Origin of the sequence: Streptomyces lanatus (assembly GCF_014655715.1) — a bacterium.
In the GTDB taxonomy this organism is placed as follows: domain Bacteria; phylum Actinomycetota; class Actinomycetes; order Streptomycetales; family Streptomycetaceae; genus Streptomyces; species Streptomyces lanatus.
Genome location: NZ_BNBM01000001.1, coordinates 1 through 14,994, shown reverse-complemented (window position 1 = coordinate 14,994; position 14,994 = coordinate 1). Strand labels below are relative to the sequence as shown.

Sequence of the window (14,994 nt, the reverse complement as noted above, 5' to 3'; positions counted from 1 at the left end):
TCTCCCAACTGGCGAGACGGTCCTTACCGGTACCTGTTGTCTGCACATAGCATCGGTCTCCGCATGGACACGATGACTCTTTGGCACATAACAGGCTGGGAGTTCGCCGCGCTCGCCTTCGCGGCCCTGCTCGTCGGCTTCTCGAAGACCGCCGTGAGCGGGGCCAACACGGTCAGCCTGGCGATCTTCGCCGCCGTCCTGCCCGCCCGCGCCTCCACCGGCGTCCTGCTGCCGGTCCTGATCGCCGGCGACGTGCTCGCCGTCCTCACCTATCGACGGCACGCCCACTGGCCCACCCTGTGGCGGCTGTTCCCCGCGGTCGCCGCCGGAGTGGTCTTCGGCACCCTGTTCCTGGTCTGGGCCGACGACCAGATCGTCCGTACGTCGATCGGCGCGATCCTGCTGATGATGGCGGCCGTGACGGTCTGGCGGCGCCGCATCGCGGACAAGGAGGACGAGCCGGACTCGGTCACCACCAGGTCCGGCCGGGTCAAGGCCCGCTCCTACGGCGTCCTCGGCGGCTTCACCACCATGGTCGCCAACGCGGGCGGCCCGGTGATGTCGATGTACCTGCTGTCGGCCGGCTTCCGAAAGCTCGGCTTCCTCGGCACCTCCGCCTTCTTCTTCCTCATCGTCAACGTCTCCAAGGTGCCCTTCAGCGCCGGGCTCGGCCTGATCGACGGCCGCTCCCTCCTGCTGGACGCGGCACTCGTGATCTTCGTCGTGCCCGGAGCAGCGCTCGGCAAATGGGCCGTGGACCGGATCAACCAGCGGCTCTTCGAGCAGCTGGTGATCGCGGCGACGGTCGTGGGCGGCCTCCAGCTGCTGCTGCGCTGACCCCGCTCAGGGAGCTATGCCCACACCGTCGATCCTGCTCCAGGCCCGCTCCTGCTCGGCCGTCATGGCCGGCCAGTCCAGCCCGCCCGGCCGCGGCTCGACACGCGAGGCGTACGGACCCGGACGGAAGCCCGGGTCGTAGAAGCAGCCCGTGCCGTACGTCTCGTCGAAGCCGCCGCAGGACGCCGCGACCGACGACGCGGTGGGCTTCTTCCCCTTGCGCACCCATGTGTCCAGGGCCGCGATCGACGTGGCGTACTCGGCGTCGCTCAGCTCACTGTGCTCGTGCTCCCGAGTGAACGTCTGCACCAGGTGCCCGTCCCGCCCGGCCCCCTTGAGCGTGGCCCGGTAGGCCGCCTCGTGCTCCATGAACGCGGTCGGGTCGTCGATGGCGTGCAGCGTCAGCACCGGGATCGACACCTTGCCGGTGAGATCACTGTCGTACGACAGATCCCGTACGGCCGTGGGGTCGGGGGCGAACCGCTCGACACCGGCGTTGAGCGCCGCGTCGTCGTGCGACCCGGAGTAGCGCACGCCCTCGTTGCCGAAGGGATTCCGGTCCCCGAGCCGCTCGTGCACGATGTCCCGGAACGTGAACGTCGCGAACCGCAGATGCGACTCCAGCGTCCGCTCGGGGATGTGCGTGACCGCCAGGATGTCGTCGAGGTTGCGCTGCTGCAGGGCGGTCCGCTCGGCCGGCTGCGACGCGTACCCGGTGCACTCCTGGAGCCGGGCGCGCAGCCCCGCGGACGTCATGGTCGAGCCCGCCCGCAGGCCCTGCCACAGCGGGTACTGCGGCTCGGTCGGACGCGGGTGGTTGCCGCAGTAGTACTGGTAGACGACACGCAGGTCGACGCGGTAGTCGTACCCGCGCGAGCCCCCGCCCAGGACGCCGTTGGTGAGCAGCGCCCCGTCGTACACCCTGGTCTCGCGGCCGTAGGTCTCCACGACCTTCGCGGCGACGTTCCCGCCCCACGACTGGCCGTGCACATACGTCCGCCGCGGCTTGCCGAACTCCTCGACGAACAGCCGGCGCACGCTCTCGGTGTCGGCGGCGGCCATCCGCGTCCCGTAGCCGCCCCGGCGGTACGACGAACCCGCCCAGGCGTAGCCCTCCTTCACCATCACCGACCAGCGGCCCATGTCGTCGAGGCTGCGGGCCGGGTCGGAATCCGCGCCGAGATCGGGGCCGCCGTGGGCGTGCACGACCAGGGAGCCGTTCCAGTCGTTCGGTACGGCGAGCGCGTAGTAGGCGCCGTTCGCGTCCCGGCCGGTGTAGCAGTCGGCCTTGCCGACGAGGTCGGCGGGACAGTCGGCGGGGGCCGGACCCGCCGTCTCTCCCCGGGCGTTGGAGGCGCCGACGAGGATGCCCACGGCCAGGGCTCCGGCGAGCAGGGCGGCCAGTGTGGTGCGGCGCTGTGCGGGCGTGGGGACAGACCTGCGGATCACTGCGTTGGTTCTCGTCCAGTCCAAGACGCTGCTCCTCGTCCTCGTCGGCGCGTCGTCGAGCCGTGCGCGGCGATGCTAGGGAGCGGGCGGGGCGAGGGACCACGGTCCGGTCGTTGTGTTCATAGTGTTCGCCGGGTCGAACAGGAACGGGCACGGGAGGGAGCCCTCACGGGCACGGGTAGCGATGTATGCGGGCACCACATGTGCCCGTGCGGGCACGGTCGGCGTGTGTGGGGGTACGGCCGTAACGGCATGCGTGTGTGTGGGGGCGCACACCACTCATCCCGACCCCACCTCGTACGCTCGCCACATGTCCCCCCGCCACATACTGATCCTCGGCGGCACCACCGAGGCCCGTGAACTCGCCGCCGCGCTGACCGCGCACCCCGGCCTCCGCGTCACCACCTCGCTCGCGGGGCGCGTGTCACGGCCGGGCGCGGTCGAAGGGGACGTACGCATCGGGGGCTTCGGCGGTGTGGAGGGACTGGCCGACTGGCTGCGCGCCGAGCATGTCGACTTCCTGGTCGATGCCACGCACCCCTTCGCGGAATCGATCACGGCGAACGCGGTGCGCGCCGCGCGGGCGACCGGCGTCCCGACGGTGGTCCTGCGCCGCCCCGGCTGGCGCCCCGGCCCCGGCGACCGCTGGCACGAGGCCGCCTCGCTGGAGGAGGCCGCGGCCCTGCTGCCGAGGCTCGGCCACCGTGTCCTCCTGACCACCGGCCGCCTGGGCCTCGCGGCCTTCGCCCACCTGACGGACCTGCATTTCGTCGTACGCTCCGTCGAAACCCCCGAGCCACCCATGCCCCCGCACACCGAAGTGCTCCTGGCGCGCGGCCCGTTCACCCCCGACGACGAGCTGGACCTGATGCGTACGCACGCGATCGACGTCCTGGTCACCAAGGACAGCGGCGCGGACGCGACCTCCGCCAAACTCACGGCCGCCCGTCAACTGGCCCTGCCGGTCGTGCTCGTACGCCGTCCACCGCTCCCGGAGGGCGTGGACGCGGCGCCGGATGTGGCGGGGGTGTTGGGGCGGCTCGGTCTCGGTACGGGTGTCAGCGCGCCTCGCTGAGCGCGGGCTCCTTCACCCGGCCGGTCAACCCTTCGTCGAGGTCCTCGACCAGCAGGCGCTTGGCGATCGTATGGACGGCGCCGCGCAGGTCGGTGCCCGGTGGGCGGCCGATATCGGCGTGGACGCGTTCCTCCAGCCAGGAGGCCCAGGCCGTGCCGATGATCCGGGCCTCGCGGGCCCCCGCCTCGGTGTGGGAGAGGAGGGAACCATCGCGGGTGAGATAGCCCTCGGCGACCATCCGGTCGAACACGGGGAGCAGTACCTCGGGCGGCACATGGCGACGGGCCGCGATCAGGCCGAGGCTCGCGTGGCCGACCAGGATCGTCAGGATCTCGACCTGCATCACCGCCCAGGCGCCGGCCACGTCGAGGCGGGTGTCGGAGGCGGTGAAGATACGGCGGGCGGTATCGGCACCCGCACCGCTGATGATCTTCCCTACGGACGCCTCCAGCACCCGCTGGGCGTTGGCGTCGTGCGGTGACGCGAACCCGTCGCCCAGGTCGGTGGACCCCAGGCGCGCACTGTCGCGCAGCGGCACCTGCTTGAGGAACAGCGCGACCACGAAGCCGAGGGCCGCGACCGGCACCGTCCACAGGAACACGGTCTGGAGCGTGTCGGCGTACGCCTCGACGATGGGCGCTGCGACCTCCGGCGGCAGCCGGTTCAGGCCCTCGGGGCTGGTCGCGGCCCGCTCGATGGCGGCCGGATCGAGCCCGCTGCCCGCCCTGGCCGCCGCCGCGACCCCGTCGGCGAGGTTCGGCGTGAGCGTATTGGTGTAGATCGTGCCGAAGACGGCCGTCCCGAACGAGCTGCCCAGCGTACGGAAGAAGGTGACACCGGAGGTCGCCGTACCGAGGTCGGTGTAGTCGACGGTGTTCTGCACGGCGATCGTCAGGACCTGCATGCACAGCCCGATGCCGGTGCCGAGCACGAACATGTACAGCGATTCCAGCCAGGCGCCGCTCGACGGCCCCATGAGGGACATCAGGAACAGTCCGACGGCCATCACCAGGGAGCCGACGATCGGGAAGACCCGGTACTTCCCCGTCTTGCTGACCACGTTGCCGCTGAAGACCGAGGCGATGAGCAGACCGGCCACCATCGGCAGCGTCCGCACGCCGGAGACCGTGGCGGAATCGCCGTCGACGTACTGCAGATAGGTCGGCAGATAGGTCATCGCGCCCAGCATCGCGAAGCCGACGATGAAGCTGAGGACGGAGCAGACCGAGAAGACCGGGTTGGCGAACAGCCGCATGGGCAGCATCGGTTCGGCCGCCCGTGTCTCCGCCCAGCAGAACAGCCCGAGCGCGAGGGCACCGCCGACGAACAGCGCGATGATGGTGCCGGAGCCCCACGCGTACTCGTTGCCGCCCCAGCTCGTCGCCAGGATCAGCGCGCTGGCGCCGACCGCGACGAGCCCGATGCCCAGATAGTCGATGAGGGGCCGGGCCGCCGACTTCACGACCGGGATGGTCCGGGCCGCCGCGAAGACGACGAGGATCGCGATCGGCACATTGACGTAGAACGCCCAGCGCCAGGTCAGATGGTCGGTGAACAGCCCGCCGAGCAGCGGCCCGATCACCGTCGCCACACCGAACACCGCGCCGATCGCACCCTGGTACTTGCCGCGCTCCCGCAGCGGGATGACGTCCGCGATCAGCGCCATCGCCGTCACCATCAGCCCGCCGGCCCCGACGCCCTGCATCGCCCGCCACACGATCAGCAGCGTCATGTTGGAGGCCAGACCGCACAGGAACGAGCCCGTGATGAACACGATCGCCGAGACCTGGAAGACGATCTTGCGGCCGAAGAGATCACCGAACTTGCCGACCAGGGCCGTCGACACCGTCTCGGCGAGCAGATACGACGTGACCACCCAGGACATGTGCTCGGCCCCGCCCAGATCCGACACGATCGTCGGCAGCGCGGTGCCCACGATCGTCTGGTCGAGGGCCGCGAGCAGCATCCCCAGCATGATCGTCACGAAGACGATGTTCCGACGGCGCCGGTCGAGGACGGGCGGCTGGGAGGCTGCAGTCGGGGCGGATTCCTCGGCGAGCGTCACGGGGCCACGATCACAGCGGCCGACCGGCGGCGCATGCGGGAACGGTCCGCTCGGGTGTGCCGCAGGCCCGCTTCCAGACGGTGTTTCTACCGCTCCTTCGGATTCCGGCGCAGCAGATATGTGTCCATGATCCAGCCCTTGCGCTCCCGCGCCTCGGCGCGCAGCCGCTCGATGCGGGGCGCGGCCTCGGCGATCGGACCCGAGGCGAGGATCTCGTCCGGAGTGCCGATGTAGGCGCCCCAGAAGATCTCGATGTCCTGGTCGGCGTACTCCCGGAAGGTCTGGTGGGCGTCGAGCATCACGACCACGTCGTCCACGCCCTCCGGGAACCCCTCGGCCAGCCGCCGTCCCGTGGTGATCTGCACCGGCCGCGCCACCCGGTTGAGCCCCGTCCGGTGCCGGGCGACGAGCGCCGAGACACTGCTGATGCCGGGCACGACGTCGTACTCGAACTCCACGGCGCCGTTGTCCAGCACCTCTTCCAGGATCCCGAGCGTGCTGTCGTACAGCGCGGGATCACCCCACACAAGGAACGCGCCGGTCTCGTCCTCGCCCAGCTCCTCGGCGATCAGTCGCTCATAGATCCCGGCGCGGGCACTGCGCCAGTCCCCGACGGCGGGGGAGTAGGCGCTCCCCCCGGCCGACCGGTCCCGGTCGGGATCCCGGGCCGCCACCACCCGGTACGTCCCCTCGGGTATGTGCGCGTCCAGCATGTCCCGGCGCAGCCCCGTGAGGTCCGCCTTCACCTCGCCCTTGTCGAGGATGAAGAACACGTCCGTACTCCGCAGCGCCCTGACCGCCTGAAGCGTCAGCTGCTCGGGGTCGCCCGCCCCGATCCCGATGACATGAATCTTTCGCACGCCCAGAGTCTGCCCCACGCCACTGACAACGCGACCACCGCGTCCGGGAAGGGGCCGTTGACAGGGCCCCTACGCCCGTAGCCTCGGCGCCCGCTCCCGCGCGTCCACGGTCGCCCCGCCCCCGTCCTCCACAATCCCCGCCCGCTCCCGAGCCCACGACACCAGCCCCGCGATGTCCATCCCGTACGGCCGCGGTCCCCCACCCCCGGCCGCCCATTCCTCCATGGCCCCGGCGCCGCGCCGCAGCAACCTCACGCCGCCGGTCACATTCCCCCGCGCCGAGTGCGTGAGCCCCACGGCGAGCTGGGCGAGCCCCCGCCACAGGGCCCGCTCCTCCTCCGGCCCCGACTTCCACGCGTCCTCGAAGACCTCGTGCGCATGGAACGGCTTCCCCGCGTCCAGCAGCTCCTGTGCCTCCGCGACGGTCTGCTCCGGGGTGCGGACGACACCCTCGGGTTGCCGCTCGACACCGTCCGCGCCGTACGGCAGCGGCCGCCCGAGCCCGTCCCGGGGCCGTGCGTTGCGCGCCCGCCCCTCGGTGTCCCGGTCCCGCGCCGCCGCCTGCTCTCCTGACGATGTGCTGCCCATACCCCCGATTGTCCATCGCCCCGTCCCCGCACCGGACGCCGCCCGCTTCGGTGCGGTCGTCCACGTGAGGTAAAGTGCTGTTCGCGCGATCACGCGGTTCTCCGCGGGACACGCACCGGGACGTGGCGCAGCTTGGTAGCGCACTTGACTGGGGGTCAAGGGGTCGCAGGTTCAAATCCTGTCGTCCCGACAGTTCGATGGACTGTCATCGCAGGTCAGGGCCTTGTTTCACTTCGGTGGAGCGAGGCCCTTGATCGTTTCTGAGGCCCTCGTCTCACAATTTCTCACCAACACGCAACGCCATGGGGAACGCACCGCTAAAGGCTGTCCCGTATCGATCTCTGGTTGTGGCCCGTGGTTCTTGTGCCTGGCGACATAACGGTGGACGGCTTGCGGTGGGTCCGAGACCATGGCCTGCATGTCTAGCTGGACCATCAAGCCCGAGCCCGTCACTGGTGCGGCTGTGGACGAGGTGATGCGGCAGTACTTCACGGAGATGGGGCGGCGGGTGCTGGGACGCTCGGCGACGGAGGCAGAGCTTCGCACGGTGCTTGCCAAGGACCCGCACCATGACCTCAGCCCGCCCGACGGCGAGTTTCTCGTCGCACGCAACGACAGGGGTGAGTTGCTGGGCTGCGCGGGGCTGAGGCTGCTGGGCTGCACCCCGAAGACTGCGGAGCTCAAGCGGATGTACGTGCGCCCCGCTGGGCGGGGTGCGGGATTGGGCCGGGGTCTGCTGCTCGCCGTCGAGGAGTCTGCCAGGAGGCTGGGCGCTGCCCGGATCGTGTGCGAGACCAACACCCAACTCACTGAGGCACGGGCTTTGTACGCGCGGTACGGATACGAGGAGACAACGCCGTACGAAGGCCATGGCAGGGCGGATCACTGGTACGCCAAGGCCCTCGGGTAGCGAGTCTGACAGGTCAGCTCGCGGTCACTGAAATGATCTCGGTGTGGCTGGTGTGATCACGGCGTCGGAGCCGTCCTGGACAGCCCCGTTCACCGAGTTGAGCCCGCGCTGTTCCGGCAAGTTAGTGACCATGGTGCGCCGTGAGATCGGGGACGAGTCCCGGCGCGGGCGGCCGTGGAGCCTGCCGCTGGAGGACCGCATCCTGCTGGGCACGGCGTACCGGCGCACGAACTTGACGTTGCGTCAGCTCGCCCCGCTGTTCGGCGCCCCCAAGTCCGCCGCCGACCGGATCATCGACCACCGCAGTCCGAAGCTCGCGCTCCGGCCGCGCAGGCGGTTCGGCAAGGCCAGTGGGGTGGTACTCCCACCCGCGTGCGGATCTTTGGTCGTTGACCGAACGCGGCGGCTACCTGCGGTTGAAGGCGTTCGCACTGCCGGCGGCCGACAACCTGACCAAGGTGGGGAACACCGGGCGCGCATCGCAAACGGTGGCCCGGCCCATCCAGGCGATGCAGTGCAGGGCCTCCTGGCCGGTGCGGAACGCCGCGATGCCCAGGCGCTCGACGGAGGGCGTGAACTGATGCAGGGATCCCATCATTTCGCGGCGTGCTGGCAGGCACATGGGATTCCTTTGGGATGGAGCGGAGAGTCTTTCGAAGCGCTTCGATGCCTGGCAGGGCACTGGAAGAGTGTCAAAAGATCAAGAGGGTTCAGTAAGCAGGGCACATGGTGGGCCTTCTCCAGTGCCTTGTAGGAATCTTTGAAGCGACCCTTGTGCGCCCCTCAGGGTTCACTTAATCTCACTGCCACATCGAAGCGCTTCGACTGCACATTACGTCACAGTAATGGGATGTCCGCTCTCAGCTCAGCCGGTTCCAGTCACGACACCACAGTCGACGGCACCCGCCGGGTGTCCAGGTGCGCCATGAAGGGTTGACGCAATGACGCCGAACGCCGTCTCCATCTCGTCAGGACCCAGCCGGAGAAGCTTCCTCGCCTCCACAGCGGTCGCCACCGCGGCCGTGGCCGGTGGGATGCCGCTGCTCGCCGCGTGCGGCGGGTCGGACAGTGAGTCGCGCGAGGGCGCCACCTCGGGCAAGGCCGCCGACAAGCTGCTCCCGACGTACGTCGCCAGCACGGTCGCCCAGCCGGATCTGCCGTCGAAGAACGGTTCGGCGGCGGGCTACACCGGCAAGGACGATCTCGCCGCCCTCGCCACCTCGGTCCCGGACAAGCTCGGCACCGGCGCTCCCTTCCGGATCATGTCCCCGTTCTGGGGCACCCCGCCGAAGCCCGGAAACGCCTACTACACGGCGCTCGACGCCGCGGCGGGCACCAAGATCACCTGGCAGAACCAGGACGGCACCACCTACGGCGAGAAGCTCGGCGCCGTCCTCGCCTCCAGTTCCATACCCGACATGGTGGTCGTGCCGAGCTGGGAGCTGGGCGGCAAGATCCCGAACGCGGTCACCGCGAAGTTCATGGACCTCGGCCCCTACCTGGCGGGCGACAAGGTCAAGAAGTACCCGAACCTGGCCGCGATCCCCTCCGACGCCTGGCGCATGTCCATCTTCGGCGGCGCGCTGCGCGGCCTTCCGATGCCTGCCGCCCCCGCGGGCTTCATCGTGCCGTACTACCGCAAGGACATCTTCGACGAGAAGGGGTGGTCCGTCCCCAAGTCTCCCGAGGAGTTCCTCAGTTGGGCCAAGGACGTCACCAGCGCCAAGGCCAAGGTGTACGCCTGCGCCGACATGAGCTGGAGTTCGGCCGGCGTCTTCGGCGTCCGCCCCGCCGGGACGCTCGGCTGGAACATCGGGGACGACGGCAAGCTGACCTACCGCATCGAGGAGCCCGCGTTCCTCGAGGCCCTGGAGTGGGTCCGTAAGCTGTTCGACGCCGGCGTGGTCCATCCCGACGACAAGGCGCGCTCCGGCGACCCGAGCCAGCGGTTCACCTCCGGACAGATCCTGGTCTTCAACAGCGACATGTCCGCCTGGTACGGCAAGACCGCCGAACAGGCCCAGTCCAAACCGGACTTCGAGATCGACGCCATGGACTACTTCGGCGCCGACGGCGGCGACCCGACGCTGTGGGCCTCTCAGCCCGCCACCATCTGGTCGCTGATCCGCAAGGGCGCCTCGAACGAGACGATCGAGAACGCGCTGGCCGCCGCCAACTTCGCGGCCGCGCCCTACGGCACCAAGGAGCGGATGCTCGTCGACTACGGCGTCGAGGGCACCCACTACACCGTCAAGGACGGCGTCCCGGTCAAGAACGACCGAGGCAACTCCGAGGTGATCAACGCCTGGCCGATGCTGGCTGCCCCGGCTGCCTACTTCGCCCATCCCGACTTGCCCGACATCGCCCGCAGGCAGGTCGAGTGGCAGCAGCGGATGGGTGTCTTCATGAAGAAGACGTCCACCTACGGCATGAACATCGTCGAGCCCAGCCGCTATGCCAACCTGCGGAGTCAGTTCGAGCAGTTGGAGCTCGACTATGTGCGGGGTCACAAGAAGCTGTCCGATGTGCAGGAGGCCATCTCCACCTGGAAGTCCTCCGGTGGCGACAAGCTGCGCGACTGGTACAAGGAACTCCTCGACAAGAACGGCAGTGGCAACTGATGTCCCTCACGGCCAGGAGCAGGCCGGACGGGACTCGTCCCCCCGCGGCTGTCGAGGAGCCGATGGCCGCGGTCTCCGCAGCGGCGGCGAAGGATCGGGTGCCACGCAGGACGAGCAGGGCGGGCAAGGCGGGCAAGGTTCCCTTCCGGATCCGGCTGCGCCGCGACCGCGCGCTCATCCTGATGACTCTGCCCGTCATCGTCCTGCTCCTGCTCTTCAACTACGTTCCGCTGCTCGGCAACGTCGTCGCCTTCCAGGAGTACGACCCGTACGTCGCCGGCAACGGCACCACGGCGATCTTCCACAGCCCCTGGGTGGGCGTGGAGCAGTTCTCGCGGATGCTCGACGACCCGCTGTTCTGGAGCGCCACGAAGAACACCATCGTTCTGTTCGTGCTCCAACTGGTGTTCTTCTTCCCGGTCCCCATCGCCCTCGCGCTGGTCATCAACAGCGTGATCCGGCCCCGGGTGCGAGCCGTGGCGCAGGCGATCATGTATCTGCCGCACTTCTTCTCCTGGGTCCTCGTGGTCACCGTGTTCCAGCAGATCCTCGGTGGCGCGGGCATCATCGCGCAGACCCTGGAGAAGCACGGGTGGAGCGGCTTCGACCTGATGACCGATGCGGACCTCTTCAAGTTTCTGGTCATCGGGCAGGCCGTGTGGAAGGACGCCGGCTGGGGGATCATCGTCTTCCTCGCGGCCCTGTCCGCCGTCAGCACCGATCTGTACGAGGCCGCCGCCATGGACGGCGCCGGACGCTGGCGCCGCATGTGGCACGTCACGCTGCCCGCGCTGCGCCCGGTGATCGCGCTGTTGCTGGTCCTCAGGGTGGGTGACGCGCTGAGCGTCGGGTTCGAGCAGTTCCTGCTCCAGCGGTACGCGGTGGGCGCGGGAGCCAGCGAGGTCCTCGACACCTACGTGTGGAACATGGGTATCCAGAACGGCGACTTCAGCTACGCCGCCGCGGTCGGCCTCGTCAAGGGAGTCATCGGAGTGTGTCTCGTCCTGGGTGCGAACAAGGTCGCGCACCTGCTCGGCGAGCAGGGGGTGTACCAGAAGTGAGCCTCAACACGCAGCTCATCCGCAGCCTGAAGGCTCCCGCCCGTCCGGTGTGGGAGGAGCCGCCGAGCAAGGCCGGACTCACCGCCAAGACCGGCTTCGTCATGCTCTGCTGCCTGGGCGTGCTCGGTCCGCTGTGGATCGTGATCGTCACCAGCCTCTCCCCGAAGCCGGTGATCGACCAGGTCGGCGGTCTCGTCGTGATCCCTCAGGGCATCACCTTCGTCAACTACACGGAGCTGCTCAGCGGCGGCCAGGTCAGCCGGGCGATCATGGTCTCGGTCGGCGTCACGCTCGTCGGCACGCTGTTCTCGATGGCGGTGTCGGTGCTCGCGGCCTACGGCCTGTCCCGGCCGGGCAGTCTGGGCCACCGGTTCTTCCTGATGACCATGATGGCGACGATGTTCTTCGGCGCCGGGCTCATCCCGACGTACCTTCTGGTGCAGTCGCTGGGCCTCACCGACACCTACCTGTCGCTGATCCTGCCGAGTGCGGTCAGTGTCTTCAACATCCTTGTCCTGCGGGCGTTCTTCATGGGGATCTCGCCGGAACTCCCCGAGTCCGCCCGCATCGACGGGGCCAGTGACCTGCGGATTCTGCTGACCATCATCATGCCGCTGTCGCGGGCCGTGCTGGCCGTCATCTCCCTGTTCTACGCGGTCGGGTACTGGAGTGCCTGGTTCAACGCGTCCATCTATCTCACCGACCAGCAGATGATGCCGCTGCAGAACGTGCTCATCCAGCTGGTCCAGAAGAACACCGAGGCCCCCACCGGCCTCCAGCAGGCGGTCCGCACCGGACAGCTGTCCGCGCTGGGACTGCAGATGGCCGTCATGGTTCTTGCGCTGATCCCCGTCGCGGTGGCCTCGCCGTTCGTCCAGCGGCACTTCAAGAAGGGCATGTTGACCGGCGCGGTGAAGGGCTGACGCCCTCGAAGGAAGGTCTCGCCGTAGGACCACCGGTTGTCTGCTGCCTGCCGCTTCGTTGTGGCTGGTCGCGCCCACGCGGCGGAGCCGCATATCGAAGCAGTCCCGCCCCGAGGCAGGTATTCGCACCCCCGCTTCCAGAACGAGGTATGTCATGCGCACATCCCAGCCCAGCAGAAGAACCGTCCTTGCGGGGACGGCGGCCGCCGCCGCCCTCACCACCCTTCCGTCCCTCGCCGGTCGCGCGTACGCCGCCGGGCCGACTGCCGCCGGCCAGGCGTACCGCTGGCGCAACGCCGTCCAGGGCGGCACCGGATTCGTCACCGGCGTCCTCTTCCACCCCTCCTGCCGCGGACTCGCCTACGCCCGCACGGACATCGGCGGCGCCTACCGCTGGGACGACCGGACCGACCGCTGGATCCCGCTGACCGACCACCTCGGCTGGGACGACTGGAACCTGCTCGGCGTCGAGGCCATCGCCGTCGACCCCGCCCACCCGAACCGGCTCTACCTGGCCCTCGGCGCGTACACGCAGTCCTGGGCCGGCAACGGTGCCGTGCTGCGCTCCGAGGACCGCGGTGCCACCTGGAAGCGCACCGACCTCACCGTGAAGCTCGGCGGCAATGAGGACGGGCGTGGCTGCGGTGAGCGGCTGCTCGTCGATCCGCGCGACAGTGACACCCTGTGGCTCGGCACCCGGCACGACGGGCTGCTCAAGTCGACCGACCGGGGCGCCACTTGGCGGACCGCGGATTTCCCGGCCGACCCCGTGGCCACCGGCCAGGGCATCACTTTCCTGGTCGCCGCAGGCCGCAGCGTCTACGCCGGCTGGGGCGACTCGGACGGCACCGCCGAACGGCCCAACCTCTACCGCACCGCCGACGGTACGACCTGGGAGCCCGTCCCGGGCCGGCCGACCGGCACCGCCGCCAAGGTGCCGATCCGTGCCGCGTACGACCGCCACACGCGCGAGTTGTACGTGACGTACGGCAACGCGCCCGGCCCCAACGGCCAGTCGGACGGCAGCGTCCACAAACTGCGTACCGTCAACGGCAAGTGGACCGATGTCACCCCGGTGAAGCCGGGCGGAACGGCGACGGACGGCCAGCCCGACACCTTCGGCTACGGCGGTGTCGCCGTCGACGCCCGCTGCCCCGGTACGCTCGTCGTATCCACGAACAACCGGTGGGCCGAGATCGACACCGTCTTCCGCTCCACCAACGGCGGCCGCACCTGGACGTCCCTGAAGGACAACGCGGTCCTCGACGTCTCCGAGACCCCCTACCTCAAGTGGGGCGGGGACAAGCCCAAGTTCGGCTGGTGGATCCAGGCCCTCGCCCTCGACCCGTACGACTCCAAGCACATCGTCTACGGCACCGGCGCGACCCTCTACGGCACCCGCGACCTCAAGCACTGGGCCCCGCAGATCCGAGGCCTGGAGGAGGCGTCCATCCGCCAGCTGGTCTCGCCGCCGACCGGTGAGGCGCACCTGCTCAGCGGGTCCGGGGACATCGGTGTGATGTACCACGAGCGGCTCACGGCGTCGCCGTCGCGCGGCATGGCGTCGAACCCGGTGTTCGGCACCTGCACCGGCCTGTCGCTGGCCGCGGCCAAGCCGTCGTACGTGGTCCGGGCGGGCTGGGGCAACGACGGCAACGGCGCCTACTCGAACGACGGCGGCAAGACCTGGGCCCCCTTCGAGGCGCAGCCCGCCGTCGCCAAGGACGCGCCGGGGCCGATCGCCACCAACGCCGACGGCAGCGTGCTGCTGTGGTCCTTCGGCACGGCGAACCCCGGATACCGCTCGGCCGACAACGGCGCCACCTGGTCCGAGGTCGCCTCCTTCCCGAAGGGCGCCGCCCCGATCGCGGACCCCCTCGACGCGACCCGCATCTACGCCTACGACACCACGACCGGCACGCTGTTCGCCAGCACCGACAGCGGCAAGACCTTCACCGCGCGGGCCACCGGCCTGAGCACGGGCGACAGCGAGTTCCAGCTGACGGCTGCCCCGGGCCGCACCGGCGACCTGTGGCTCAGCCTCAAGGGCAACGGGCTGTACCGCTCCACCGACGGAGGCGCGACCTTCGCCAAGGTCAGCAGCTGCCACGCCTCCCACACCCTGGGCTTCGGCAAGGCCGCCAAGGGCGCTTCCTACCCGGCGATCTACATGGTCGGCGCCATCGAGAGCTTCAACGCCGTCCACCGCTCCGACGACGAGGCGAGGACCTGGGTGCGGATCAACGACGACCGGCACCAGTGGGGCTGGATCGGCGCCGCCATCACCGGCGACCCGCGCGTGTACGGCCGGGTCTACGTCTCCACCAACGGACGCGGCGTGCAGTACGGGGAGCCCGCCTGATGCCCGACCAGGCGCGCGGGCCGTGGATGGTCAGCGAGCCGGTGGTACGGCCGGGCGGCGATCAGCCCCGTTGATTCAGCAGTCACTCGCAAAGGAGAGGAAACTCCGTGAGAAAGTCTTGGGCCCTACCCCTGATCACGCTTGCCGCTGCCGCGCTCGGGGTGACGGCGGCAGGTGTGGCGCCTGCCTCCGCCGCCCCCACCACGCCCTTGCGGGTCATGCCGTTGGGCGACTCCATAACCT

General features: G+C 69.5%; 12 protein-coding genes, 1 tRNA gene and 1 pseudogene. 9 read left to right on the top strand and 5 right to left on the bottom strand.

Features of this window, described 5'->3' with window-relative positions:
• Nucleotides 1-63: 63 nt before the first annotated feature.
• Nucleotides 64-837: a sulfite exporter TauE/SafE family protein gene (locus tag IE325_RS00070; protein ID WP_190067528.1), complete on the top strand. Its 774-nt coding sequence runs from the start codon at nucleotides 64-66 to the stop codon at nucleotides 835-837.
• A gap of 6 nt (nucleotides 838-843) precedes the next feature.
• On the opposite strand, the gene IE325_RS00065 is transcribed toward IE325_RS00070, so the two are convergent.
• On the bottom strand, nucleotides 844-2,286 hold the full coding sequence (locus tag IE325_RS00065; RefSeq protein WP_190068457.1) for an alpha/beta hydrolase: 1,443 nt from the start codon (nucleotides 2,284-2,286) through the stop codon (nucleotides 844-846).
• A 310-nt stretch (nucleotides 2,287-2,596) separates the two neighbouring features.
• Here IE325_RS00065 and IE325_RS00060 point away from each other — a divergent pair, with 310 nt between their 5' ends.
• Nucleotides 2,597-3,361, top strand: coding sequence for a cobalt-precorrin-6A reductase (locus IE325_RS00060; RefSeq protein ID WP_190067527.1), 765 nt, complete (start codon nucleotides 2,597-2,599; stop codon nucleotides 3,359-3,361).
• Here IE325_RS00060 and IE325_RS00055 read toward each other — a convergent pair.
• The 3 genes from IE325_RS00055 to IE325_RS00045 form a co-directional block, all read right to left on the bottom strand.
• Nucleotides 3,345-5,426 carry an MDR family MFS transporter gene (locus tag IE325_RS00055; RefSeq protein ID WP_190067526.1) on the bottom strand — a complete coding sequence of 694 codons (2,082 nt, stop codon included), beginning with the start codon at nucleotides 5,424-5,426 and terminating at the stop codon, nucleotides 3,345-3,347. The genes IE325_RS00060 and IE325_RS00055 overlap by 17 nt on opposite strands.
• Before the next feature lie 86 nt (nucleotides 5,427-5,512).
• Complete coding sequence (gene cobF, locus IE325_RS00050) at nucleotides 5,513-6,286, bottom strand: precorrin-6A synthase (deacetylating) (RefSeq protein ID WP_190067525.1); 774 nt, start codon at nucleotides 6,284-6,286, stop codon at nucleotides 5,513-5,515.
• A gap of 69 nt (nucleotides 6,287-6,355) precedes the next feature.
• A complete protein-coding gene (locus IE325_RS00045; RefSeq protein ID WP_190067524.1) occupies nucleotides 6,356-6,874 on the bottom strand; it encodes a DUF309 domain-containing protein in 519 nt (172 codons plus the stop codon).
• Nucleotides 6,875-6,990: 116 nt separating this feature from the next.
• On the opposite strand from IE325_RS00045, the gene IE325_RS00040 reads away from it, so the two are divergent.
• The 3 genes and pseudogenes from IE325_RS00040 to IE325_RS00030 form a co-directional block, all read left to right on the top strand.
• Nucleotides 6,991-7,064, top strand: a tRNA-Pro gene (locus tag IE325_RS00040).
• 228 nt (nucleotides 7,065-7,292) lie between these two features.
• Nucleotides 7,293-7,784 carry a GNAT family N-acetyltransferase gene (locus tag IE325_RS00035; RefSeq protein WP_190067523.1) on the top strand — a complete coding sequence of 164 codons (492 nt, stop codon included), beginning with the start codon at nucleotides 7,293-7,295 and terminating at the stop codon, nucleotides 7,782-7,784.
• Between the two features lie 43 nt (nucleotides 7,785-7,827).
• A pseudogene (locus tag IE325_RS00030) lies at nucleotides 7,828-8,181 on the top strand (transposase family protein); the annotation flags it as partial.
• Between the two features lie 9 nt (nucleotides 8,182-8,190).
• Here IE325_RS00030 and IE325_RS46930 read toward each other — a convergent pair.
• Nucleotides 8,191-8,406 carry a hypothetical protein gene (locus IE325_RS46930; RefSeq protein ID WP_350895738.1) on the bottom strand — a complete coding sequence of 72 codons (216 nt, stop codon included), beginning with the start codon at nucleotides 8,404-8,406 and terminating at the stop codon, nucleotides 8,191-8,193.
• 319 nt (nucleotides 8,407-8,725) lie between these two features.
• On the opposite strand from IE325_RS46930, the gene IE325_RS00020 reads away from it, so the two are divergent.
• The 4 genes from IE325_RS00020 (at nucleotide 8,726) to IE325_RS00005 (ending at nucleotide 14,751) form a co-directional block, all read left to right on the top strand.
• Nucleotides 8,726-10,405: an extracellular solute-binding protein gene (locus tag IE325_RS00020; protein ID WP_190067522.1), complete on the top strand. Its 1,680-nt coding sequence runs from the start codon at nucleotides 8,726-8,728 to the stop codon at nucleotides 10,403-10,405.
• Complete coding sequence (locus IE325_RS00015) at nucleotides 10,405-11,466, top strand: ABC transporter permease (RefSeq protein ID WP_190067521.1); 1,062 nt, start codon at nucleotides 10,405-10,407, stop codon at nucleotides 11,464-11,466. The genes IE325_RS00020 and IE325_RS00015 overlap by 1 nt, the downstream gene beginning before the upstream one ends.
• Complete coding sequence (locus tag IE325_RS00010) at nucleotides 11,463-12,389, top strand: carbohydrate ABC transporter permease (RefSeq protein WP_190067520.1); 927 nt, start codon at nucleotides 11,463-11,465, stop codon at nucleotides 12,387-12,389. The genes IE325_RS00015 and IE325_RS00010 overlap by 4 nt, the downstream gene beginning before the upstream one ends.
• Before the next feature lie 154 nt (nucleotides 12,390-12,543).
• Nucleotides 12,544-14,751, top strand: a complete 2,208-nt coding sequence (locus tag IE325_RS00005; RefSeq protein WP_190067519.1) for a sialidase family protein — start codon at nucleotides 12,544-12,546, stop codon at nucleotides 14,749-14,751.
• The last annotated feature ends 243 nt before the right edge of the window (nucleotides 14,752-14,994 follow it).